This window comes from Bacillus sp. C28GYM-DRY-1 (genome assembly GCF_030519405.1).
Lineage (GTDB): Bacteria > Bacillota > Bacilli > Bacillales > Bacillaceae > Bacillus > Bacillus spizizenii_A.
Window position 1 is genome coordinate 58,545 of sequence record NZ_JAUMKF010000005.1, and the last position, 23,261, is coordinate 81,805.

Here is a 23,261-nt window from a genome sequence, read left to right on the forward strand (position 1 = left end):
AGGGGGATTAACATGACACTAGGTACAAAACTATCCGTAGATCAGGAGTATCTCAAAAGCTTTTCCGAAAAGCATCAAGAACCTGCCTGGCTGAAAGACCTGCGCTTACAGGCTCTTGAACAAGCTGAGGATCTGCCGATGCCGAAGCCTGATAAAACAAAAATCACAAACTGGAACTTCACGAATTTCTCGAAGCATACAGTTGATAACGAACCGCTTTCTTCATTGGAAGATTTAACTGATGAAGCAAAAGCGCTGATCGATGTTGAAAACGAAGATAAAACATTATACGTACAGCGTGACCAGACGCCGGCATATCTTTCTCTTTCTCAAGAATTGAAAGACAAAGGCGTCATCTTCACTGATATTCTGACTGCCGCACGCGAGCACAGCGACTTGGTGGAGAAATACTTTATGAAGGACGGCGTGAAGGTTGACGAGCACAAATTAACTGCACTTCACGCGGCTCTTGTTAACGGAGGAGCATTCCTTTATGTTCCGAAAAATGTTCAGGTGGAGACGCCGGTTCAGGCTGTTTATGTCCACGAAAGCAATGATACGGCTCTCTTCAACCACGTACTGATTGTGGCCGAAGACCACAGTTCTGTAACGTATGTAGAAAACTACATCAGCACTGTAAACCCGAAAGACGCTGTCTTCAATATTATCAGTGAGGTCATCACAGGTGATAATGCCAGCGTGACATACGGTGCGGTGGATAATCTGTCTAGCGGTGTGACAACATATGTTAACCGCCGCGGTGCTGCTCGCGGACGCGACAGCAAAATCGAGTGGGCACTCGGCCTGATGAACGATGGCGACACGATTTCCGAAAACACAACAAACCTCTATGGTGACGGCACATACGGCGATACGAAAACAGTTGTTGTCGGAAGAGGAGAGCAAACAGAGAACTTCACAACACAAATCATCCATTTCGGTAAAGCTTCAGAAGGATATATCTTGAAGCACGGTGTGATGAAGGATTCCGCTTCTTCTATCTTTAACGGAATCGGCAAAATCGAACATGGGGCTTCTAAAGCGAATGCGGAACAAGAATCACGTGTGCTGATGCTTAGTGAAAAAGCACGCGGAGATGCAAACCCTATTCTATTAATTGACGAAGACGATGTAACTGCAGGACATGCGGCATCTGTCGGCCGTGTGGATCCGATTCAGCTTTACTACCTGATGAGCCGCGGAATTGCGAAAGAAGAAGCAGAACGCTTAGTCATCTACGGATTCCTTGCGCCGGTAGTAAACGAACTTCCGATTGAAGGCGTTAAGAAACAATTGGTTTCTGTTATCGAAAGGAAAGTGAAGTAATGAATATCACAGATATTCGTGAACAGTTCCCGATCCTTCATCAGCAAGTGAACGGACATGATCTCGTTTATCTCGACAGCGCGGCGACTTCTCAGAAGCCGCGTGCTGTTATTGAAACATTGGATAAGTATTATAACCAATACAATTCCAATGTTCACCGGGGCGTCCATACACTTGGAACCAGAGCGACAGACGGTTATGAAGGTGCGCGTGAAAAAGTCCGCAAGTTTATTAACGCAAAGTCAATGGCTGAGATTATTTTCACAAAAGGCACAACCACATCACTGAATATGGTGGCGTTAAGCTATGCGCGCGCCAACCTGAAACCGGGTGATGAAGTGGTTATCACCTACATGGAGCATCATGCGAATATCATTCCGTGGCAGCAGGCTGTCAAAGCGACTGGCGCCACATTAAAATATATTCCGCTGCAGGAAGACGGAACGATTTCTTTAGAAGACGTTAGAGAAACGGTCACAAGCAACACAAAAATTGTTGCAGTGTCTCATGTATCTAATGTCCTTGGCACGATCAACCCGATTAAAGACATGGCGAAAATCGCTCATGACAATGGGGCTGTTATTGTGGTGGACGGTGCACAAAGCACGCCTCACATGAAAATTGACGTGCAGGATCTCGATTGCGACTTCTTTGCGCTTTCTTCCCATAAAATGTGCGGCCCTACCGGAATTGGTGTGCTGTACGGAAAGAAAGCCCTGCTGGAAAACATGGAGCCTGCCGAATTCGGCGGTGAAATGATCGACTTTGTCGGGCTTTATGAATCAACTTGGAAAGAGCTTCCTTGGAAATTCGAAGCGGGTACGCCGATTATTGCAGGAGCAATTGGTCTCGGTGCCGCAATTGATTTTCTCGAAGAAATCGGTCTTGATGAAATCTCCCGCCATGAGCACAAACTTGCAACATATGCACTTGAACGCTTCAGCCAGCTGGACGGCGTAACAGTTTATGGACCGGAAGAGCGTGCCGGACTTGTCACATTCAATCTTGATGATGTTCATCCTCACGATGTGGCAACCGTACTTGATGCGGAAGGGATCGCTGTGAGAGCCGGCCATCATTGCGCGCAGCCGTTGATGAAATGGCTGGATGTAACTGCTACTGCAAGAGCAAGCTTTTATCTGTATAATACAGAGGAAGAGATTGATAAGCTTGTGGAAGCTCTTCAAAAGACAAAGGAGTATTTTACAAATGTCTTTTAATGCAAACTTAGATACATTGTACAGACAGGTGATTATGGATCATTACAAAAACCCGCGCAACAGAGGGGTTTTGAATGACAGCATTGTCGTGGATATGAACAATCCGACATGCGGTGACCGAATCAGACTGACAATGAAGCTTGATGGAGACATCGTGGAAGATGCGAAATTTGAAGGGGAAGGCTGTTCCATTTCAATGGCATCCGCTTCGATGATGACTCAGGCGATTAAAGGGAAAGATATTGAAACAGCCCTTTCCATGTCTAAGATTTTCTCGGATATGATGCAAGGGAATGAATATGATGATTCTATAGATCTCGGGGACATCGAAGCCCTTCAAGGCGTTTCAAAATTCCCGGCTCGTATTAAATGTGCAACCCTGTCATGGAAAGCACTTGAAAAAGGAGTCGCAAAAGAAGAAGGCGGCAATTAAAAGGATTGGAGTGAAAATGGATGGCTAAAAAAATGCCTGATATTGGTGAATACAAGTATGGTTTTCACGACAAGGACGTTTCCATTTTCCGTTCAGAGCGCGGATTGACAAAAGAAATCGTAGAAGAAATTTCTCGCATGAAAGAAGAGCCTCAATGGATGCTTGATTTCCGCTTGAAATCACTTGAGCATTTCTACAACATGCCGATGCCTCAATGGGGAGGAGATTTAAACTCACTGAACTTTGACGAAATTACGTATTACGTAAAACCGTCTGAGCGTTCAGAGCGTTCTTGGGATGAAGTTCCTGAAGAAATTAAGCAAACATTCGACAAGCTCGGGATTCCTGAAGCTGAACAAAAATACCTTGCGGGTGTTTCTGCTCAGTACGAATCTGAGGTTGTATACCACAACATGAAAGAAGATCTTGAAGCGCAAGGCATCGTCTTTAAAGACACTGACAGCGCGCTGAAAGAGAATGAAGATATTTTCCGTGAGCACTGGGCAAAAGTGATCCCGCCGACTGACAACAAGTTTGCGGCGCTTAACTCAGCTGTTTGGTCCGGCGGATCTTTCATCTATGTGCCTAAAGGCGTGAAGGTTGAAACACCGCTTCAAGCTTACTTCCGTATCAACTCTGAAAACATGGGTCAGTTCGAACGTACGCTGATCATCGTTGACGAAGAAGCAAGCGTTCATTATGTTGAAGGCTGTACTGCGCCTGTTTACACAACAAACTCACTTCACAGTGCGGTTGTTGAGATCATCGTGAAAAAAGGCGGCTACTGCCGTTATACAACGATCCAAAACTGGGCGAACAACGTTTACAACCTTGTAACGAAGCGTACAGTCTGTGAAGAAAACGCAACAATGGAATGGATCGACGGCAACATCGGTTCTAAACTGACAATGAAATATCCGGCTTGTATCCTAAAAGGCGAAGGCGCGCGCGGTATGACGCTTTCTATCGCTCTTGCGGGTAAAGGCCAGCATCAGGATGCGGGTGCGAAAATGATTCACCTTGCACCAAACACATCATCCACAATCGTGTCAAAATCGATTTCAAAACAAGGCGGAAAAGTAACGTACCGCGGAATCGTCCACTTCGGACGCAAAGCGGAAGGCGCCCGTTCTAACATCGAGTGCGATACGCTCATTATGGATAACAAATCAACGTCAGACACAATTCCTTACAATGAAATCTTAAATGATAACATTTCATTGGAGCACGAAGCGAAAGTGTCTAAAGTATCTGAAGAGCAGCTCTTCTACTTGATGAGCCGCGGTATTTCCGAAGAAGAAGCAACTGAAATGATCGTAATGGGCTTCATCGAGCCATTCACAAAAGAGCTTCCAATGGAATACGCAGTTGAAATGAACCGCTTGATTAAGTTCGAGATGGAAGGGTCAATCGGTTAATTTTTCATAAAAAAGGACGTGACTGGTTTTCAGTTGCGTCCTTTTTGTATGCAAAAAAAACCGCTGGCCTAGGGGCCGCGGTTTCTTACTCCTCGATCTCCTGATTGATGATTTGTTTTAAAGATGTTTTGCTGTTATGTTCCCTGTTCATCTCCTGTAAACGAGTATAAGCTGTGTCAAATTCCTCTTTTGACATTTGTTTTGCGGCTAATGCAGAGCATAAAATGGCAAAGGCGATTGGCATTGTATCAATGTGAATATCGATATGGACCTCTGAGTTGCCGCTGTTTTCGACCATAGATCCATTGTTAGGCATCTCTTGAGTATGTCTGTTAATAGGAATAATATTTTCGTTCATTACTCATCCCCGTCTTGTGTCTGAGCCTGTGCCTGATTCTGATCTGTGTTCACGTTGACTACCACTTTCGAATTGCCGCTGTTTTGAACGCTCGCAACTGCCGCATCACGATCTTTGTTTTCTTCTCTTTCATGACGATTTTCGCTCATGGTATCATCCTTTCTCTATTGATAGTGACAGGTTATTCGATAGGAGAGTGAAGAGATTGGACGAACTTCGCGGTTTTTCCACATTAGGGCTAAAGGTCGAAGGAAAGCACTCTATTTGGTAAAATGAATAGACATTATAAAAGAAAAGGTGTTTGCATATGAAATCGTACATCATCGTCGGTGCAGGAATTCTTGGTGCGTCGACGGCTTACCATCTCGCAAAATCAGGCGCTCGCGTTACTGTCATTGATCGAAAAGAGCCGGGACAAGCGACTGATGCGGCGGCAGGGATCGTCTGTCCTTGGCTTTCGCAGCGCCGCAATCAGGATTGGTATCAGCTTGCTAAGGGAGGAGCACGGTACTATACGGATTTAATCCATCAGTTGGAAGAAGACGGAGAAACGGATACAGGATATAAGCGTGTCGGTGCCATCAGCATTCATACTGATGCGTCAAAGCTTGATAAGATGGAGGAACGGGCGTATAAGAGACGGGAGGATGCGCCGGAGATCGGCGACATTACCCGCTTGTCCGCAAGTGAAACGAAAAAGCTGTTTCCGATTTTAGCTGATGGCTATGAAGCAGTTCATATCAGCGGTGCCGCTCGTGTGAACGGAAGAGCGCTGTGCCGCTCGCTTTTAAGCGCTGCAGAGAAATACGGCGCAAAGATTATCAAAGGAAATGCGTCCCTGCTTTTTGAAAATGGAACGGTCACCGGCGTCCAAACAGACACACAGCAGTTTACGGCTGACGCGGTAATTGTGACAGCGGGGGCTTGGGCCAATGAGGTCATGAAACCTCTTGGCATTCATTTTCAAGTGTCCTTTCAGAAAGCGCAGATTATGCATTTTGAGATGACGGAAACGGATACAGGATCGTGGCCGGTTGTGATGCCGCCGAACGATCAGTACATTCTTTCGTTTGATAACGGCAGAATTATAGCTGGCGCCACACACGAAAACGATGTCGATCTTGATGATCTGCGTGTGACAGCCGGAGGACAGCACGAAGTATTGAGTAAAGCGCTAGCGTCAGCCCCGGGTCTTGCTGATGCTGCTGCTATTGAAACAAGAGTGGGCTTCAGGCCGTTTACACCTGGATTTCTGCCGGTTGTTGGCGCTGTACCGGATGTTCAAGGCCTTTTTGCCGCTAACGGTTTAGGCGCTTCGGGATTAACGATGGGGCCGTTCTTGGGTTCAGAGCTCGCAAAGCTAGTTCTCGGAAACCAGACAGAAATCGACCTTAGCCCTTACGATCTAGCCGGAGCGTTGCATAATAAGTAAAAGCATAACAAACAAATATAATAAAGCTGTTCTAGCTTTTCTTTTCTGTCTGTGTTAGCATTTACCTTTAATGATAAAGAGGACGTGAACTGATTTTGATAAAAATTGATATACCTGCACCGAATGTCACCATCACCGAACGACAGCAGTCAGCTAATGATAACGAGCCGAAAATCAAGGCGATATACGGATTCATCGACTTTCACCAGATACCAAGGGATAAAGGCGGCATCTTCATGTTTTATAACATTCATGACGAGCTTCTGTTTGTCGGTAAAGCTAGAAAGTTAAGACAAAGAATTAAGAAGCATTTTGAAGATACTGTCTCACCGATCAAACATCACAGGGACGAAGTATATAAAATTGAAGTATGTGTAGTCGAAGATCCAATGGAAAGAGAAATATACGAAACATATATCATCAATACACAGCATTCGAAGTACAATATAGACAAGGCATTTTTTAAATAAGACGTCAATCCGCGGATTGAACAGCGAGGCCAGAGCTTATGTTAAGCTCTGGCTTTTGATATGGGCATTTTCCGCAGATAGATTTTGAGTAGATTATTGAGAAATTTCAGAAAATAATGTTGACAATCCTAGCTCTGGACTTTAATATAACAATATATAATGTTATATAACGTTATATAATAAAAATGAGGAGTGAAGGATTTGAGTCAGGCCACAGCAAAAGTAAATCGTGAGGTTCAAGCTTTCTTGCAGGATTTGAAAGGGAAAACCATTGACCATGTATTCTTTGTCGCATGCGGAGGGTCTTCGGCCATTATGTATCCGAGTAAATATGTGTTTGACAGGGAGTCAAAATCAATCAACTCCGACCTTTACAGCTCCAACGAATTTATTCAGCGCAACCCTGTTCAGCTTGGTGAAAAGTCTCTTGTTATTTTGTGCTCGCATTCGGGAAATACCCCGGAAACAGTCAAAGCGGCTGCGTTTGCGAGGGGAAAGGGCGCACTTACGATTGCGATGACGTATAAACCAGAGTCTCCTTTAGCGCAGGAAGCGCAATATGTTGCCCAGTACGATTGGGGTGATGAGGCGCTTGCGATCAATACGAACTATGGCGTTCTGTATCAAATCGTTTTCGGCACCCTGCAAGTATTAGAAAACAATACAAAGTTTGAACAAGCAATTGAAGGTTTAGATCAATTGCAGGCTGTGTATGAAGAAGCCCTTAAGCAGGAAGCTGACAACGCACAGCAATTCGCAAAAGCTCATGAAAAAGAAAGCATTATCTATACAATGGCAAGCGGTGCAAACTACGGTGTCGCTTACTCCTACAGCATCTGCATTCTCATGGAAATGCAATGGATTCATTCCCACGCCATTCATGCCGGAGAATATTTTCACGGACCGTTTGAAATTATTGATGAATCCGTGCCGTTTATCATCCTGCTCGGTTTAGATGAAACAAGGCCTCTTGAAGAGCGGGCGCTTACCTTCTCTAAAAAGTATGGCAAAAAGCTCACAGTGCTTGATGCCGCATCTTACGACTTCACTGCAATTGACGATTCAGTTAAAGGCTACCTTGCTCCGCTCGTTCTCAACCGTGTGCTGAGAAGCTATGCGGACGCGCTGGCAGAGGCGAGACATCATCCTTTATCTCATAGAAGATACATGTGGAAAGTTGAGTATTGATCTGAAACTGAGGAACCATTATGCATTAGACTATAATGTTATATAACATTATAGTCTAATGTCCAGAGGAGGCCAACCCTTTGAAGAAAATGTTGTTGCTTTTGATTATTGCAGCTGTCAGTATGCTCACCATTGCGGGCTGTTCGAGCCAGAGCAGTTCAACGGACGGAAAGGTGACATTGAAATTTTTCCATAGATGGCCGAAGGAGCCGGAAAGAAGTTATTTTGAAGAGGTTGTCAAAGAATTTGAAAAAGAACATCCGGATATCGACATTCAAATTGAAGCCGTTTTGAATGACTCCTATAAAGATAAAATTAAGGTCATGCTGGGAACCACCAGCCCTCCTGACATTTACTTCTCTTGGAGTGACGAATTTGCCTTTAAATTCATCAGAGGCAATAAGGCACTTGATCTTTCGTCCTACTACAAAAACGATTCAGACTGGTCATCACAGCTCGTTCAATCGCAAGTTACACCGTTTACTTATGAAAACAAGCAATATGGCGTGCCATGGCAAATGGACGCTAAATCATTCTTCTATAATAAAGACATTTTTAAAAAGCTGAACCTTGATCCTCCGAAGACATGGGATGAATTCATCGATGTGTCAAAGAAGCTGAAAGAAAATGGCTATACACCAATCAGCTTCGGCACGAAGGCGACTTGGACAATCTCGCACTATATCGGCACGCTCAATCAGCGGATGGTCGATGAAAAAACACGAGATAAGGACTATAACGCCAAAACGGGTGAATTTTCCGATGAAGGCTATGTGAAAGCACTTGAAAAGCTGCAGGAGCTGATGCCTTACTTCAATAAACATGTAAACTCCGTCGACCACGAATATGTAAGACAGCAATTTAAGAGCGGAAAGTCGGCGATGATATATGCAGAGACAGCAGAAATCAAGCTTGTTGAACCGGTGAATCTGGGGATGTTCCCATTCCCTGAAATCAGCGGGCAAAAAGGATCTTCAGAAGCGTTAACGGGATCACCGGAAGGGTTCATGATTGCCTCACAAACAAAACATCCGAAGGAAGCGATGGAATTTTTGCAGTTTCTGACGTCGAAAAAAATGGGGGAAAAGCTCGTCAAGGATGTTGGGAAATACAGTGCGGTGCATGGAACGGCTACCAAAGAAAATTCTACAGCCATTCAGCGTGAAGCGGTTCAGCAAATTGTTGATGCCAAATCAATGGTGCCATGGTTCGATATGGATGTTGATGTTGAAATCTCAGATGCGTACTTAACGAGCGTCCAGCAAATGCTTGGCGGCGACATGACACCGGAGCAGGTGATGAAAGCTGTTCAAAAAGCAGCGAAGCAAGTAAGGGCGTCAGCTGAATAAATCAAAAGAAAAGGTGAAGCTTCGCACCTTTTCTTTTTAAAAAGGAGATGAGATATCCTTGGTCAATCAGAATAAAATAATCCCCTATTTGTTTTTGGTGCCCGCTCTCGTTTTTTTACTTTTCGTTTATATCCCGATTTTTGAGAATGTCTTCCTCAGCCTGTTTCAATGGAACTCTTTTTCTCCGGAAAAAACGTTTATCGGTTTGAAAAACTATGTTGAATTATTTCATGATCCTGTCTTCTACCAGGCACTTACCAATAATGTGCTTTACGCAGTGATCTCCATTGTATGCCAGGTATTTGGCGGTTTAATTTTGGCAGCGGTGCTTGAGGATAAGCTGGTCAGAAAATGGTCGCCGTTTTTTCGTACTGTTTTCTTTTTGCCGGTTGTCATCTCAATGACGGTGATCGCGCTTTTGTTTGATTTTATTTACAACCCTGAGACGGGGCTTTTGAATCAGTTGCTTCAGGCGGTCGGTCTTGATCAGCTGACGAGAGCCTGGCTCGGGGAGGACAGCACGGCTATGCTTTCTGTTATTTTTGTGTCTCAATGGCAGTCGGTCGGTTATATTGCCATGCTGTATATTGTGTCGATTCAAAAAATACCGGATGAACTGTATGAAGCGGCCCGTCTTGACGGCGCGGGGAAAATTCAGCAGTTTTTTCATATTACCGTTCCCCAGACGAAAGAAATGTCTTTTGTTGCGGTGGTCATGACGCTGACCGGCGCCTTTACGGTATTTAATGAACCGTACATATTGACAGGCGGGGGACCGGGAAACGCGTCAGAAGTTTTAAGCACGTTTTTATATAAAAGCGCCTTTACAAAGGATATGATGGGCTATGCCTCAGCGATTGCCACCGTTGTGTTAATCATTACGCTCGCACTGTCGCTCATGCAAATGAAGTTCTTTAAGACCGGAAAGGAGGAATAACAGATGCTGCCTCAGAAGAAAACAGATTCGTTTAGATTGGAGCCTGTGCCTGACCGGCACATTGAGATGAAAAGAAACCCCAGACGAAAATGGTACATCGGGGAAACGTCTGTGTGGGTTTTTCTGTTTCTTTATCTGATTGCGATTGCCTATCCGCTCCTATGGATGGTGATGAGCGCCTTTAAAGACTCGGACGATATTTATGAACATAGCTGGTCACTGCCGTCTTCGTGGTATCCGGAAAATTTTGTGTCCGCCTGGAATCAGGGGATTTCTTCTTATTTTATGAACAGTGTCATTGTCACGGCGCTGACGTGTGTAATCACTGTCTTTATCAGTGCATGGGCGGCGTACGGCCTTTCCCGGTTTGAGTTTAAAGGAAAAGGATTCTTTTTGGTGCTTTGTCTTGGCGGTTTGATGCTGACGCCGCAGGTCAGTCTTGTGCCGCTTTATTCTATTATTCAGTCGCTGGGCCTTTACAATACGTATTGGGCGTTAATCCTGCCGTATGCGGCTTACCGTATCCCGTTCACCATCATTTTGATCCGCTCTTATTTTCTCTCTATTTCAAAAGAATTGGAGGAGGCGGCTTATTTAGATGGGTGTACGAGTTTTGGAGTGTTTTTCAGAATTTTCTTACCAATGAGCGTGCCCATTTTGGTGACATCCGGCATTTTGACGGCTTACCATACGTGGAATGAGTTTATGTTTGCGATTATTTTCATCGATGATGAGAATTTGCGGACCATTCCAGCCGGGCTGATGCAGTTCAGAGATGCACTGCAGACAGACTGGGGCGTCCTGCTGGCGGGATTAACGATTTCAGCTGCGCCGATTATGATTCTATTTTTATTGATGCAGAAATATTTTGTCCGCGGGATTGCAAGCGGAAGTGTTAAAGGATAAAGGAGGAAGCACAATGAAATTGATTGCCATTGGAGATAACGTTGTTGATTACTATCAGGACCAAGACACGTTCTACCCGGGAGGAAATGCCTTAAACGTCGCTGTGCTTGCCAAACGGCTCGGGCACGAGGCTTCCTATATCGGAATCGTCGGCGATGACGAAGCCGCGGCTCATCTTTTGAATGTACTGAAATTGGAGAAGGTCAATGCGGATTATATCCGCCAGGCGCACGGAGAGAACGGAATGGCGATTGTCACCCTTGATGAACAGGGGGACCGTATTTTTGTCAGGTCAAATAAAGGCGGCATTCAGTCCCGGCTTCGTCTGGTATTTCAGGAGAAAGATCTGGCCTTTATCAGCGGGCATGATCTGCTGCATACCAGTGTGTACAGCAGACTTGAGAACGATCTTCCGCAGCTGTGCGGCCTGATCCCGGTCTCCTTTGATTTTTCAACCAATCGGGAGGATAACTATTTGAGCAAGGTCTGTCCTTATGTGACGTATGCGTTTTTTTCGGGAAGCGATTTGAGTGAGTCAGAGTGTGGCGAGCTTGCTGAAAAAGCTCATATGTATGGAGCGAAAATCGTTTGTATGACCCGCGGGGGCAAAGGAGCGATCTTGTCTGCGGGTGACCGAATCTATCATCAGCCGATTGTCGAAACTGATATAATAGACACACTTGGAGCGGGAGATTCATTTATAGCGGGTTTCTTGACTGCTTTTTGCGAGAAGCAGGACATCATGCATGCTTTGCGCAAAGCGGCGGAAACGGCTGCAAAAACATGCGGCGTGTACGGGGCGTTCGGCTATGGCCATCCTTTTCGCTTGGAGGATGGGGGAAGCAGTGAAAAAACGAGAATACTATAAGCAGTGTCTCGTTTTTTATGCCTGTTATGTGTAGGGGCTGTTGATGGTAAAAGTAACACGGTTTGTGTGCATCAAAAACAATGAGCAGTAGATTGGCTGGTCGTTTGATGTAAAAGCCGTTTTATCGATTTCAAACAGCGCATCCCCGATGTCGCAGTCTAAGTATTTGCTTTCCTCCTGCTGGGCATATACAACGTTTAATAGTTTCGTATTGTGAGTGGGAACGACTTGGTATTGCTGTCGCAAAATATCATGCATGGATACGCCATCGGAAATATAGGTATCAATGCCGGGAAACATATCCAGCGGATAATGTGTCACTTCAAAGGTGAGCGGCTGATCATCGTTATATAAAATCCGTTTTAATTCAACGACAGGGCTCTCGGGATTGATTTGCAGCTTTTCGGCAATGGGTTTTGCCGCCGGAATGATCTTATGGGACAGCACCTGATGCTTCGGTTTTTTGCCGGTTGATTCCATAAATTCTGAGTAGCCGTTTACTGCAATCAGCTCTCGTTTTAATTTAGGGCTTTTAACGAACGTTCCCTTTCCCTGCTGCCGGATCAGATAGCCTTCTTCAACTAAATCGAGAATGGCTTTCCTGACGGTAATGCGGCTGACATTATACTTGCTGCAAAGTTCGTTTTCAGTAGGCAGCTTGGCGGTTGGGGAATACACGCCCTTTTTGATGTCATCAGTGATGATTTGTTTTAGCTGAATGTATAAAGGTGTAGAACTTCCGTTGTTTAACAAAGGGTAGCCTCCTTTTAACCTATTAGTTATATTATAATGTATTATGACGTTATAATACAAATTTACATTTTTCATTTTAGAAATATAGCAAAAATAGGAATCGATTACTCTAAAAATAACAGAAAGACCAAGTTGTTTCCAGTGACGAAATAACAGATCAAAAGATAGGAGGAATTTCTGATGGCTGCTTTAACATTTGAACATGTCAAAAAATCATATCACTCACAATTAACGGTGAAGGACTTTGATTTAGATGTAAAGGATAAGGAGCTTTTGGTGCTGGTGGGGCCGTCAGGATGCGGAAAATCGACAACGCTGCGTATGGTGGCGGGGCTGGAAAGCATCTCTGAAGGAAACCTCCTCATCGATGGGGAACGGGTCAATGATCTCCCGCCGAAAGAACGTGATATTGCGATGGTATTCCAAAACTATGCGCTTTATCCTCATATGACGGTCTTTGATAATATGGCGTTTGGACTAAAGCTCAGAAAGATGCCGAAAGAGGAAATTGCTGAGCGGGTTCATGCGGCAGCCAGAATTCTAGAGATTGAGCATTTGCTGAAGAGAAAACCGAAGGCGCTCTCTGGCGGGCAGCGGCAAAGGGTGGCGCTTGGCAGATCAATTGTGAGGGAACCGAAGGTCTTTTTAATGGACGAGCCGCTTTCCAATCTGGATGCGAAGCTGAGAGTGACGATGCGGACAGAAATCAGCAAGCTGCACCAGCGTTTAGAGGCGACCATTATTTATGTCACGCATGACCAGACCGAAGCGATGACAATGGGCGATCGGATTGTCGTAATGAATGAAGGGGAAATCCAGCAAGTAGCGAAACCTCATGACATTTATCATCACCCGGCAAATTTGTTTGTCGCAGGCTTTATCGGCTCCCCCGGAATGAACGTTCTGAAGGGCGCCATTGAAGAGCAGCATGGCGAGCTGTTTTTTGCAAACCCTTCGATCCGGCTTCATATTCCTGAAGAAAAAGCCAAGCGGCTTAAAGAAAAGGGATATGCCGGAGAGCAGATAATTGCCGGCGTCCGGCCGGAGCATATCACACAAATGGCTGAAAATGATCAACTGTTTGATTCAGTGTTTAAAGCGAAGGTGGAAGTGAATGAAAATCTGGGATCAGAGCAAATTGTACATGTCATGACTGGGGGCGAGCGGCTCACGGTCCGTCTGGCCGGAAACACGCGAATTGCCGCAGGCGATTCGATCCAGCTGACAGTGAAAATGGATCACGTCGTCTTTTTCGATGCGGAGACAGAAGAGGCTGTGTATTAGGAAAGGTGCTCCTTTTTAGGAGCACCTTTTTCTTACGGCCAGATTTCGTCAGCCCATTCAGGGTGGTCGATAAATGGATTGCGGTTGTGCTGATATTTCTCATAAATGATTTCATTTCTTTTTCTCTCACGGTCATCAACCGGGTCCTGTCTATTCCATTCGAGGAGGACGGATTGTTTTCCATGATAAGGGGCTGAACCGTTGCCTGTTTTATCATTCAGTTCAAGATCAGGGTACCCGTCATCACCTTCGTAACGGACGGCCATGTAAAACAGCATGCGGGCGACATCACCTTTCACATCATCGCGGGGCTCCCATGAATCTCCGTCATAATAATTTCCGGGCGCTTTCGCATGTTCTGTGCCGCCGTTGTCAAAATCCAAATTCCCTCTGGCGCTGTTGACTTGAACGTCAGCTGGGCGCAAATGATGAATGTCGGTGCCAGGTCCCTTGCTTGTGCCAAAATCGCCATGAGATTTCGCCCAGACATGCTCGCGGTTCCAATCGCCGACATTGCCGCCGTTCAGGTTTTTCGACCGCGATTCATTCGTATAGAGCAGGATGACGTTATTCGGGTTTCTCGGGTCTTCATCGGTTTCTTTCAGCGCGTTCCATACTTCGCTGTAGGACAACATCGTGTGTCCGCTGATGATGCTGTGCAGGGTGCTTTTTAGCGATTCTCCTGTTTTTCCTTCAGCCCCTTCATAATAGGTATCTGTGTCAGTGTAGGGTGCGGCGGGAGCGGCTAATGAGAGAAGGCCCACGGTTCCTGAAGGGGGAGACGCTAATCGGTCATTCAGGCTCAATGCGTTGGTTTGCGGGATTGCTGATGCGGCAGGTGCAAACCATCCGGAAATCAGTAATACACAGACGAGCGGCAGAAACCTTGTTATTTTTGTCATCACTTGCCCTCCTTTTATCAGATCATGTCTATTATCTAAAAATGGAACCGAGGATAGAAGTGTCATTTTGTATATTTTTTATTAAAATTGTAAACTAGCCCCTTGGTTGCTATTGTGCAGGATAGATACTGTGACTAAAAAATAAACGTTTTTTTGGTTATTCTGTCAATGAACTATCGAGTTCCTCCTTCTATAATGAAGGCACCATAACGGCCAGAGGGGGGAGTACATGGAAAAGCAAAAGCTTTCAGTTAAAAACAGCATCACAGATTATATTGAATGGCTCGCCCAATACGGCGCATCTGCGGATGGCGGCGTAACGAGGCTTTTGTACACAAAAGAGTGGATGGACGCGCAGCTCGCAGTCAAGACGGAAATGTCTTCATTCGGCCTTGAAACAAGATTCGACGATGTCGGCAATGTTTTTGGAAGGCTTTCGGGCACCCAGTCCCCGGATGAAGTGATTGTAACCGGTTCACATATCGATACTGTCATCAATGGGGGAAAGTATGACGGCGCCTATGGCGTTCTTGCGGCAATGCTCGCGATAAAGCGGCTCAAAGAAACGTACGGACCGCCGAAAAAAACACTCGAAGCAGTCTCCTTATGTGAGGAGGAGGGCAGCCGCTTTCCGATGACCTATTGGGGATCGGGGAATATGACGGGCGTTTTTTCAGTACAGGATGCAGGAGAACCGAGAGACGAATCAGGAGTCTCCCTGCAAACTGCGATGTATGAGAACGGTTTTGGCAAAGGCATGTTTCAGTCAGCGTATAGGACAGATATCAGCACTTTTGTTGAGCTTCATATTGAACAGGGACAGACATTGGAAATGTCAGGACGCGACCTCGGCATTGTCACTAGTATTGCGGGGCAGAGGCGATATCTCGTCACGCTGGAGGGGGAATGCAATCACGCGGGAACCACCTCTATGAAATGGCGTAAGGACCCGCTTGCAGCAAGCAGCCATATTATTCACGAGCTGCTGCTGCGGGCGGAAGAGCAGCCGGATGAGCTCCGTCTGACATGCGGAAAAATAACGGCAGAGCCCAATGTAGCCAATGTCATACCGGGCCGCGTGCAGTTTTCAATCGATATTCGCCATCAGCATCAGCACGTGCTGGAGCAATTTCATGAAGATATGGCTGCTTTGATCAACGGCATTTGCCATCAAAAAGGAATTCGCGCCATGATTGATGAATATATGCGGATAGAGCCTGTGCCGATGGATGAAAGGCTGAGGGCCGCGGCTTTTGAAACAGCGGCAGAAAACGGAATCAGCTGTGAAGAAATGGTGAGCGGAGCAGGGCATGATGCACAAATGATCGGAAGGCGCTATCCGGCTTGTATGCTGTTTGTGCCAAGCCGCAGCGGCATCAGCCACTCTCCGAAGGAATATACCTCAGCCAGACAGCTTGAGATCGGTGTCCGCGCATTGACTGATTTATTATATAAATTGGCTTACTGATAAAGTAAAGGAGGAATGGCTGTGTCAGGCAGAAAAGAATTATGTACCCCGTTAAGAACGATTATGACGCCGGGCCCTGTTGAGGTTGATCCGCGTGTATTAAGAGTGATGAGTACCCCGATTGTCGGCCAATTTGATCCAGCGTTTACAGGTATCATGAATGAAACGATGGAGATGCTTCGGGAGCTGTTCCAAACGAAAAACCGCTGGGCATATCCGATTGACGGTACTTCACGCGCGGGAATCGAAGCGGTGCTGGCGAGTGTGATCGAGCCGGAAGATGATGTGCTCATTCCCATTTATGGGCGCTTCGGTTATTTGCTGACTGAAATTGCGGAGCGTTATGGGGCGAATGTTCATACGCTTGAGTGTGAATGGGGAATGGTTTTTGACCCGGATGACATCATACGGGAAATGAAAAAAGTGAAGCCGAAAATTGTGGCAATGGTACATGGGGAAACATCGACAGGGCGGATTCACCCGCTGAAAGCAATCGGCGAAGCCTGCCGCGCCCAGAATGTATTGTTCATCGTCGATGCAGTTGCGACGATTGGCGGCTGCGAGGTTAAAGTCGATGATTGGAAGATTGACGCGGCTATCGGCGGCACACAAAAGTGCTTGTCTGTTCCGTCGGGAATGGCGCCGATTACATATAATGAGCGGGTGGCGGATGTGATTGCGGCGCGTAAAAAGGTGGAACGCGGGATTGCGACACAAGCTGACAGGGCAACGCTTTCAGGAAACCGGCCGATTACAAGCAATTATTTTGATTTGAGCCAGCTTGAGGATTATTGGAGCGAAAGACGGCTCAATCATCATACAGAAGCGACGACGATGCTTTACGCCTTGCGTGAGGGTGTAAGGCTAGTGCTTGAAGAAGGTCTTGAAGCCCGTTTTGAGCGGCATCACCTCCATGAGGCCGCATTAGCAGCAGGGATTAGGGCAATGGGGCTGAAGCTGTTTGGAGATGACAGCTGCAAAATGCCTGTTGTCACTTGTGTAGAAATCCCCGGCGGCATTGACGGCGAGTCTGTTCGCCACATGCTGTTGGCGCAATTCGGCATCGAAATCGCCAGCTCATTCGGCCCGCTGGCGGGAAAGATCTGGAGAATTGGCACGATGGGCTACAGCTGCAGAAAAGAAAACGTGCTGTTCGTGCTTGCCGGGCTAGAGGCTGTGCTGCTGAGACATGGCGCAGGGATCGAAACAGGTAAAGCCCTCCAAGCAGCGCTTGATGTGTATGAAAACGCTGGCCGCCAGGCAGCGGTATAAAGAAAAGCTTGCGGAACGCCGCAAGCTTTTTTAGTGATGCGATTTCGCCTTTTCTCCAATCTGTTTTTCTTCGTTTGACTCTTTTTACAAATTCTCTTTCCCTGTGTTGCATTTTCTGACGAAGCATGAGTCATTTTTCCTTCCATCATCTATTCTTTATACAAGTTACCTATAAAACCATGCTGAACTTGTTGTTTCTTACATTTTTGAGAGGAGGATGCGGCATTGGGAAATTTGCACATGGTGTTAGATGCGCTCTTGGAAGATCAGGATGAGGCTGTGCTGGCGACAATTGTTCAAGTTGAAGGCTCTGCGTATCAAAAAGCAGGCGCTTCTATGCTCTATAAGAAAAATGGCGAACGGGTCGGATTGCTGAGCGGCGGGTGTGTGGAAGAAGATTTGCTCCATAGAATTAGTGAACTGGGCGATCAGCTGACATCAGCGCTGATTCCATATGACATGCGGGCGGAGGACGATCTTTCTTGGGGCATGGGAGCCGGATGCAACGGCATTATTCATATTCATGCGGAGCGAATCACTCAGGAAAAAAGAAGGCACTATCAAAGAGTGAGGGACTGCCTTCATTCTGGCAAAGCTGTCACAGCCGTTACGCAGCTTGGCTCCTCCCGTTATGTATTTCTGTCGGAGAACAAGCAATTTGGGAACTGGCCGGACGCGCCTCTGCAAGACATACAACGTACCGTTTCAACGCTTCATTTACCGCATAATAATCCATCAACCAACATATTTATTCAGCGAATTGAACCGAAGCCGCGTCTCATTCTGTTTGGAGCGGGGCCGGATGTTGTGCCGCTTGCCAATTTGGCGGCTGATACAGGGTTTTCTGTTATCGTGTCAGATTGGCGTCCTGCATATTGCACACCCTCTCAATTCCCAAAAGCGGATCGGCTGATCACCGCTTTACCGGAACAAATGCTCAGTGAATTTCAGTTTTACCCGCATGATGCAGCTGTTGTGGCAACCCACCATTTTCAGCACGACCAAGCAATCATCGACTTCTTATTTTCTCAACATCTTCATTATATCGGACTGTTGGGCTCGGTAAACCGTACGAAGCGGCTGCTGAACGGAAAACAGCCGCCTGCTCACTTTTACAGTCCGGTCGGGCTGAAAATCGGTGCGGAAGGCCCCGAAGAAATTGCCGTCAGCGTTGTCGCGGAAATCATTCAAACAAGAAAACGGCTGGCGGTTGTATGAGAAGACCCTATATTATCGGAGTGTTTCTTGCTGCCGGCAAAAGCAAAAGGATGGGCCAAAACAAGCTAGCTTTGCCGTTAAAGGGAGAAACCATCGGCTCGCTTTCTTTGAAAAACGCTCTTTTGTCCCGCCTTGATCACGTGCTGATCATCGAGAGGACTGAACGTGCTTCCCTTGAGTGGATGGGAGCGCTATATCATACGCCGCCTTTTCGAGAACGCTGGAGCCTGCATGTTTGTCAAGAAGCTGAAAAAGGGCAAGGGCATTCAATCAGCAGCGGGGTGAGAAAAGCAGAAAGCATGGGAGCGGAGGGCGTTGTCATATTATTAGCCGACCAGCCGCAGCTTTCCGTCAAACATCTCAATGCCCTTGTGGCAATGGCTCCTGAGTCATTTGCCGTGTCTTCGTCTTTAGGCGCGTTCGCCCCGCCAATCTATTTCTCATCGGCTTGTTTTCCTTATCTAAAGGAGTTAAAGGGAGATGAGGGGGCTCGCAGGCTCCTAAAAAGCGGACAGCTTGGAACAGGAGCCGTTTTGGAGGCAATGACAAGCTCTGAGTTGAAAGACATTGATACACCGGAGGAATACGAGATGGTGAGGAGGTTGATGATTTGAACGGACAAGTGACAAAAGCAAGGATGAATATTCAATTATGGAGGCCGTCAGTGCTGGGTGAAGCCTATTCACTTTTGGAGCAGCTTGCCCCGGATGTATGTATCGCATCGGGCAGCACGCTGCTTCAGCTTCAGTGGGACAAAGGGATTTTTCCGAAACAGCATCTCGTCAGTCTTGAAGGAATCAACGAAATGAGAGGAATCAGCGCCAGTGACACCCACTTGTCGATCGGGGCGCTAACAACGCTGAGTGAATGCAGAAAGAATCCTCTGATCAAGAGTGCGCTCGGTTGTTTCAGCGACGCTGCTTCCGCTGTCGCCGCACCAGGAATCCGAAGCAGGGCCACGATTGGCGGCAACATCGCGAGTAAAATCGGTGATTTGATTCCCCTCCTGCTTGTGCTTGATGCTGAGCTTATCGTGTATCAAAAGGAACTGATCAGGTTGCCGCTTGGCGATTGGCTCATAGATGAAGACCTTAGAACTGCTATCGTCACGCGTGTCATCATCCCGCGTACGGAGGGAGAGCGTGTGTTTTACCGCAAGCTTGGGAGGCGCCAGGCTTTTACAGGAGCGGTTGCTGTTGTAGCTGGACGTTTTTTGAAGTGCGGCGCCATACGTCTCGCCGCTGGCCATGCCGATATCACACCTGAGAGATTATTGGACAGCGAAGCGAAACGGATGGCACCAGGGTGGGACCCGCATGAGCTGTACAAAACGCTTATCCACGAGCTGCCGTTCTCCGCAGATGCTTTTATGTCATCGGCATACAGAAAAAAAGCCGCTGCCAACGTCATCATGGCAGAGCTGATGGCGGAGAGAGGGGAGTAAATGATGATCAACAAACCGTCAAGAATCAGGCCGGATGGAAGAGGAAAGGTCACAGGGGAACTAAAATATATGACCGATCTTGACTTTCCAGGCATGCTGTATGGCAAAGTGCTGAGAAGCGCTTATCCTCATGCGGAGATTGTGTCGATTTGCACCATGAAAGCTGAAGAAATGGAAGGTGTGCGGGCAGTTGTCACTCATAAAGACGTTCCCGGTGTAAACCGATTTGGCATTGTCATCCCTGATCAGCCGGTTTTATGTAAGGACAGGGTGCGGTATGTCGGAGATGCGATCGCCGCAGTTGCTGCGGAAACGGAGGAAATCGCGGAAGCGGCGCTGGAGCTGATTCATATTGAGTATAAAGAACTGGAGATCATTGATTCACCAGAAAAAGCGCTTCGTACGGACGCGCAAAAACTGCACGAGGGCGGAAATATCCTGCACCGCGCATTTTTTTCACACGGCGATGTTGAAAAAGGATTTCAAGCATCTGATACGGTTCTTGAAGAAACCTATGAGCTGCCGCGGCAGATGCATACGTATATGGAAACGGAAGGCGGCGTAGCCGTTCCTGAAGACAATGGGGGCTTTACGATGTATGCAGGTACGCAGCATGGCTATAAAGACCGTTTTCAACTTGCCCGTATTTTTGACATTTCTGAAGAAAAAATCAGGGTTGTGTCGAGTCCGATGGGCGGCTCGTTCGGCGGGAAGGATGAGCTGAATATCCAGCCGTATGCTGCGCTTTTGTCCTTGAAAAGCGGACTTCCTGTCAAAATCCATCAGACCAGAAAGGAATCTGTACGTTCTGGCATTAAACGCCATCCGATGAAGATTACGATAAAAACGGGTGCGGATCATGCGGGAAAGCTTTTGGCCCATGATGTGAAAATTGTGGCGGACACAGGCGCTTACGCTACGCTCGGACCGGCAGTTCTTGACTTTTCTGTTGAGCACGCCGCGGGGCCTTACCGTATTCCTAATATCCGGACTGAAGGGATTTCTGTGTTCACGAACAACGGGGTGGCGGGTGAATTTCGGGGCTTTGGCGGCAATCAAATCACATTTGCCCTCGAATCCCATCTTGATCGTCTCAGCGGCATGCTCGGCATCAATCCCCTGGAGCTGAGAAGAAAAAATATCAGAAAACCGCATGACTTGGGACCGCTTGAGCACCGGATTGCACCGACTGACGGAGCTGCACAGGTGTTGAATGCCATTTCTGAATCTTCCATACTCACAAGAAAACACCAAAACTCAGGGTATATACGGAGAGGCAAGGGAGCGGCAATTACGATGCACGGCGGCGGGCTGGGCTATGGCCGAATGGATTCAGCAGGAGGCCGTTTGTCCCTTTCAAGTGACGGCAAAATCACAGCTTCGTTCGGATTTGAAGAGTGCGGACAGGGGATTCTAGCCGCAATTGAACATATTGTCACCGAGGGGCTGGGCTGTGCTGCAGAAGATATTTCCATTGTCATTGGGGATACCGCAAAGGTGCCGAAGTCAGGCTCCTCCACCGCATCCCGCGGCACAAGCATGGTGTGGCACGCGATCCAGCGTTTGAAGAAGCCGTTTCTGTCTCAGTTGAAAAAACGGGCGGCAGAGTGGAACGGCTGCGAGGCGGAAAGCCTTATTTTAGGCGGCGCAGGCTTGTGTGACAAAAACACCAGAGAGCTCGTAGTGACGTATAAGGCGTTGGCTGAAAAAGGTCCTTTGGCAGAGGAAACAGCATTCGATTTTCCGACAACGCCTGATCCTGTGGTAGGCGGCCATTTTCTCTACTCATTTGGAGCGGCCGCTGTTGAGGTGGAGGTAGATCTATTAACAGGCGATGTCAAAGTGATAGATTGTGAGCACGCCATTGCGGCAGGTCCGGTTGTCAGTCCGCAGGGCTATCGAGGTCAAATTGAAGGAGGCGCTGCCATGGCGCTCGGGTATACGCTGATGGAGGAAGCCAAAATGACGGACGGCCGTTATGCGGCGGAGAATTTGGATCAATATTTAATTCCAGGATTCAAAGATGTTCCGGCAATGAAATTGACCGCGATAGAAGAGCTGATGGAAGGTGATCCGCACGGCCCGCGCGGTGTCGGAGAAATTGGGACAATCACTATCACCCCAGCGATTGTAAAGGCTGTGCACGATGCGGTCGGCTGCTGGATAAACAAACTGCCGATTTCAAGGGAAGAGCTGCTTGACGCGATAGACAGAAAGGGGATGAAGGAATGGACGTAAAAGAAGCCGGGCCGTTTCCTGTAAAACAGAAACAGTTGCGGATGACCGTGAATGGGCAGGAGTATGAGGTTGCCGCCGTTCCTACGACACGTCTGAGTGATTTGCTTAGAAAGGAATGTCAGCTGACCGGAACAAAGGTGTCCTGCGGGATCGGCCGCTGCGGAGCATGTTCTGTCCTGCTCGACGGCAAGCTTGCCAATGCATGTATGACCATGGCATACCAAGCGGACGGCCATTCCATTACAACAATCGAGGGAATCCAAAAAGAAGATCTGGATATCTGCCAAACCGCTTTCCTGGAAGAAGGCGGCTTCCAATGCGGGTACTGCACTTCTGGAATGATAATGGCAATAAAGGCACTGTTTCAGGAAAACCCTCAACCTACTGACGAAGATATAGAAGAAGGGCTGGCGGGGAATTTGTGCCGGTGTACCGGGTACGGCGGGATTCTGCGGTCTGCTTGGAGGATTAGAAAAGAATTAAACAGGGAGAAAATGAAGTCCGGCTCTTAAAGCCGGACTCATTAATCTGAGAAGTTTATTTCTAAAATTATGAGACGATCAAGAGGTTTTCCTTCATTAACTTTCTCGACTACTATACTAGACACTGTATTTTGCAAAAGCACATTATATATGACAAAAGAGAAGAGATAAAGCAGATATATTTTTTCTTATTTATCCTTATTGTACATAATTTTCAAATACTTTACGCTTAGCACTATCCAATAAATGATATACCTCATAGTCATTTCAAGTGAAGCGTGTGGGGCTTTGATTG

23 protein-coding genes are annotated in these 23,261 nt (G+C 47.0%); 19 read left to right on the forward strand and 4 right to left on the reverse strand.

The annotated features are described in order from the left end of the window. Window positions 1-12 precede the first annotated feature (12 nt). The 4 genes from sufD to sufB are packed head-to-tail and all read left to right on the forward strand — an operon-like array spanning window position 13 to window position 4,397. A complete protein-coding gene (sufD, locus tag Q3W56_RS06905; protein WP_019715647.1) occupies window positions 13-1,326 on the forward strand; it encodes a Fe-S cluster assembly protein SufD in 1,314 nt (437 codons plus the stop codon). Beyond that, entirely contained in the window at window positions 1,326-2,546 is a 1,221-nt protein-coding gene (gene sufS, locus Q3W56_RS06910) for a cysteine desulfurase SufS (protein WP_019715646.1), read from the forward strand. Before sufD ends, sufS begins: the two co-directional genes overlap by 1 nt. Beyond that, window positions 2,536-2,979, forward strand: a complete 444-nt coding sequence (gene sufU / locus Q3W56_RS06915; RefSeq protein ID WP_302894965.1) for a Fe-S cluster assembly sulfur transfer protein SufU — start codon at window positions 2,536-2,538, stop codon at window positions 2,977-2,979. Before sufS ends, sufU begins: the two co-directional genes overlap by 11 nt. A gap of 20 nt (window positions 2,980-2,999) precedes the next feature. Beyond that, complete coding sequence (gene sufB, locus Q3W56_RS06920; protein WP_003228608.1) at window positions 3,000-4,397, forward strand: Fe-S cluster assembly protein SufB; 1,398 nt, start codon at window positions 3,000-3,002, stop codon at window positions 4,395-4,397. Window positions 4,398-4,482: 85 nt separating this feature from the next. Here sufB and Q3W56_RS06925 read toward each other — a convergent pair whose 3' ends face one another. Together Q3W56_RS06925 and Q3W56_RS06930 are read right to left on the reverse strand one after the other, a co-directional pair. Beyond that, complete coding sequence (locus tag Q3W56_RS06925; protein WP_302894966.1) at window positions 4,483-4,755, reverse strand: hypothetical protein; 273 nt, start codon at window positions 4,753-4,755, stop codon at window positions 4,483-4,485. Then, on the reverse strand, window positions 4,755-4,904 hold the full coding sequence (locus Q3W56_RS06930; protein WP_302894967.1) for a spore protein: 150 nt from the start codon (window positions 4,902-4,904) through the stop codon (window positions 4,755-4,757). The genes Q3W56_RS06925 and Q3W56_RS06930 overlap by 1 nt, the downstream gene beginning before the upstream one ends. A 158-nt stretch (window positions 4,905-5,062) precedes the next feature. Between Q3W56_RS06930 and Q3W56_RS06935 the strand changes: the two genes are divergently transcribed. The 7 genes from Q3W56_RS06935 to Q3W56_RS06965 all read left to right on the forward strand — a co-directional run bounded on the left by Q3W56_RS06935 (window position 5,063) and on the right by Q3W56_RS06965 (window position 11,905). Further along, window positions 5,063-6,187 (forward strand): NAD(P)/FAD-dependent oxidoreductase, encoded by a 1,125-nt coding sequence (locus Q3W56_RS06935; RefSeq protein ID WP_302894968.1) that lies wholly within the window; start codon window positions 5,063-5,065, stop codon window positions 6,185-6,187. A gap of 95 nt (window positions 6,188-6,282) precedes the next feature. After that, a complete protein-coding gene (locus Q3W56_RS06940) occupies window positions 6,283-6,657 on the forward strand; it encodes a nucleotide excision repair endonuclease (RefSeq protein WP_019715641.1) in 375 nt (124 codons plus the stop codon). A 201-nt stretch (window positions 6,658-6,858) separates the two neighbouring features. Next, window positions 6,859-7,845, forward strand: a complete 987-nt coding sequence (frlB, locus tag Q3W56_RS06945) for a fructosamine deglycase FrlB (RefSeq protein ID WP_302894969.1) — start codon at window positions 6,859-6,861, stop codon at window positions 7,843-7,845. A gap of 80 nt (window positions 7,846-7,925) precedes the next feature. Further along, entirely contained in the window at window positions 7,926-9,194 is a 1,269-nt protein-coding gene (locus Q3W56_RS06950) for an ABC transporter substrate-binding protein (RefSeq protein ID WP_302894970.1), read from the forward strand. Between the two features lie 58 nt (window positions 9,195-9,252). Further along, window positions 9,253-10,131: a carbohydrate ABC transporter permease gene (locus Q3W56_RS06955; protein WP_302894971.1), complete on the forward strand. Its 879-nt coding sequence runs from the start codon at window positions 9,253-9,255 to the stop codon at window positions 10,129-10,131. A 3-nt stretch (window positions 10,132-10,134) separates the two neighbouring features. Continuing rightward, window positions 10,135-11,037, forward strand: a complete 903-nt coding sequence (locus tag Q3W56_RS06960; RefSeq protein ID WP_302894972.1) for a carbohydrate ABC transporter permease — start codon at window positions 10,135-10,137, stop codon at window positions 11,035-11,037. Window positions 11,038-11,050: 13 nt separating this feature from the next. Beyond that, a complete protein-coding gene (locus Q3W56_RS06965) occupies window positions 11,051-11,905 on the forward strand; it encodes a fructoselysine 6-kinase (RefSeq protein ID WP_302894973.1) in 855 nt (284 codons plus the stop codon). 24 nt (window positions 11,906-11,929) lie between these two features. On the opposite strand, the gene frlR is transcribed toward Q3W56_RS06965, so the two are convergent. After that, window positions 11,930-12,658 carry a transcriptional regulator FrlR gene (gene frlR, locus Q3W56_RS06970; protein ID WP_302894974.1) on the reverse strand — a complete coding sequence of 243 codons (729 nt, stop codon included), beginning with the start codon at window positions 12,656-12,658 and terminating at the stop codon, window positions 11,930-11,932. 180 nt (window positions 12,659-12,838) lie between these two features. On the opposite strand from frlR, the gene Q3W56_RS06975 reads away from it, so the two are divergent. Next, on the forward strand, window positions 12,839-13,942 hold the full coding sequence (locus Q3W56_RS06975; protein ID WP_302894975.1) for an ABC transporter ATP-binding protein: 1,104 nt from the start codon (window positions 12,839-12,841) through the stop codon (window positions 13,940-13,942). A 32-nt stretch (window positions 13,943-13,974) separates the two neighbouring features. Here Q3W56_RS06975 and Q3W56_RS06980 read toward each other — a convergent pair whose 3' ends face one another. After that, window positions 13,975-14,844: an endonuclease I family protein gene (locus Q3W56_RS06980; RefSeq protein ID WP_302894976.1), complete on the reverse strand. Its 870-nt coding sequence runs from the start codon at window positions 14,842-14,844 to the stop codon at window positions 13,975-13,977. Window positions 14,845-15,073: 229 nt separating this feature from the next. Here Q3W56_RS06980 and allC point away from each other — a divergent pair, with 229 nt between their 5' ends. The 7 genes from allC to pucE all read left to right on the forward strand — a co-directional run bounded on the left by allC (window position 15,074) and on the right by pucE (window position 22,996). Continuing rightward, window positions 15,074-16,312, forward strand: coding sequence for an allantoate deiminase (allC, locus tag Q3W56_RS06985; protein ID WP_302894977.1), 1,239 nt, complete (start codon window positions 15,074-15,076; stop codon window positions 16,310-16,312). 21 nt (window positions 16,313-16,333) lie between these two features. After that, entirely contained in the window at window positions 16,334-17,584 is a 1,251-nt protein-coding gene (pucG, locus tag Q3W56_RS06990; protein ID WP_019715632.1) for a (S)-ureidoglycine--glyoxylate transaminase, read from the forward strand. Window positions 17,585-17,809: 225 nt separating this feature from the next. Continuing rightward, entirely contained in the window at window positions 17,810-18,802 is a 993-nt protein-coding gene (locus Q3W56_RS06995) for an XdhC family protein (protein WP_302894978.1), read from the forward strand. Then, window positions 18,799-19,416 carry a xanthine dehydrogenase accessory protein PucB gene (pucB, locus tag Q3W56_RS07000; RefSeq protein WP_302894979.1) on the forward strand — a complete coding sequence of 206 codons (618 nt, stop codon included), beginning with the start codon at window positions 18,799-18,801 and terminating at the stop codon, window positions 19,414-19,416. The genes Q3W56_RS06995 and pucB overlap by 4 nt, the downstream gene beginning before the upstream one ends. After that, a complete protein-coding gene (gene pucC / locus Q3W56_RS07005; protein WP_302894980.1) occupies window positions 19,413-20,246 on the forward strand; it encodes a xanthine dehydrogenase subunit C in 834 nt (277 codons plus the stop codon). The genes pucB and pucC overlap by 4 nt, the downstream gene beginning before the upstream one ends. Next, a complete protein-coding gene (gene pucD, locus Q3W56_RS07010; RefSeq protein ID WP_302894981.1) occupies window positions 20,247-22,484 on the forward strand; it encodes a xanthine dehydrogenase subunit D in 2,238 nt (745 codons plus the stop codon). After that, window positions 22,475-22,996 (forward strand): xanthine dehydrogenase subunit E, encoded by a 522-nt coding sequence (pucE, locus tag Q3W56_RS07015; RefSeq protein ID WP_302894982.1) that lies wholly within the window; start codon window positions 22,475-22,477, stop codon window positions 22,994-22,996. Before pucD ends, pucE begins: the two co-directional genes overlap by 10 nt. The last annotated feature ends 265 nt before the right edge of the window (window positions 22,997-23,261 follow it).

Coding starts and splice junctions, on each gene's coding strand:
- sufU (WP_302894965.1), top strand. CDS start 2,536: ATGTCTTTTAATGCAAACTTAGATACATTGTACAGACAGGTGATTATG.
- allC (WP_302894977.1), top strand. CDS start 15,074: ATGGAAAAGCAAAAGCTTTCAGTTAAAAACAGCATCACAGATTATATT.
- Q3W56_RS06975 (WP_302894975.1), top strand. CDS start 12,839: ATGGCTGCTTTAACATTTGAACATGTCAAAAAATCATATCACTCACAA.
- pucD (WP_302894981.1), top strand. CDS start 20,247: ATGATGATCAACAAACCGTCAAGAATCAGGCCGGATGGAAGAGGAAAG.
- sufS (WP_019715646.1), top strand. CDS start 1,326: ATGAATATCACAGATATTCGTGAACAGTTCCCGATCCTTCATCAGCAA.
- Q3W56_RS06960 (WP_302894972.1), top strand. CDS start 10,135: ATGCTGCCTCAGAAGAAAACAGATTCGTTTAGATTGGAGCCTGTGCCT.
- Q3W56_RS06965 (WP_302894973.1), top strand. CDS start 11,051: ATGAAATTGATTGCCATTGGAGATAACGTTGTTGATTACTATCAGGAC.
- Q3W56_RS06980 (WP_302894976.1), bottom strand. CDS start 14,844: ATGACAAAAATAACAAGGTTTCTGCCGCTCGTCTGTGTATTACTGATT.
- sufD (WP_019715647.1), top strand. CDS start 13: ATGACACTAGGTACAAAACTATCCGTAGATCAGGAGTATCTCAAAAGC.
- sufB (WP_003228608.1), top strand. CDS start 3,000: ATGGCTAAAAAAATGCCTGATATTGGTGAATACAAGTATGGTTTTCAC.
- Q3W56_RS06935 (WP_302894968.1), top strand. CDS start 5,063: ATGAAATCGTACATCATCGTCGGTGCAGGAATTCTTGGTGCGTCGACG.
- pucB (WP_302894979.1), top strand. CDS start 18,799: ATGAGAAGACCCTATATTATCGGAGTGTTTCTTGCTGCCGGCAAAAGC.
- pucE (WP_302894982.1), top strand. CDS start 22,475: ATGGACGTAAAAGAAGCCGGGCCGTTTCCTGTAAAACAGAAACAGTTG.
- Q3W56_RS06925 (WP_302894966.1), bottom strand. CDS start 4,755: ATGAACGAAAATATTATTCCTATTAACAGACATACTCAAGAGATGCCT.
- Q3W56_RS06930 (WP_302894967.1), bottom strand. CDS start 4,904: ATGAGCGAAAATCGTCATGAAAGAGAAGAAAACAAAGATCGTGATGCG.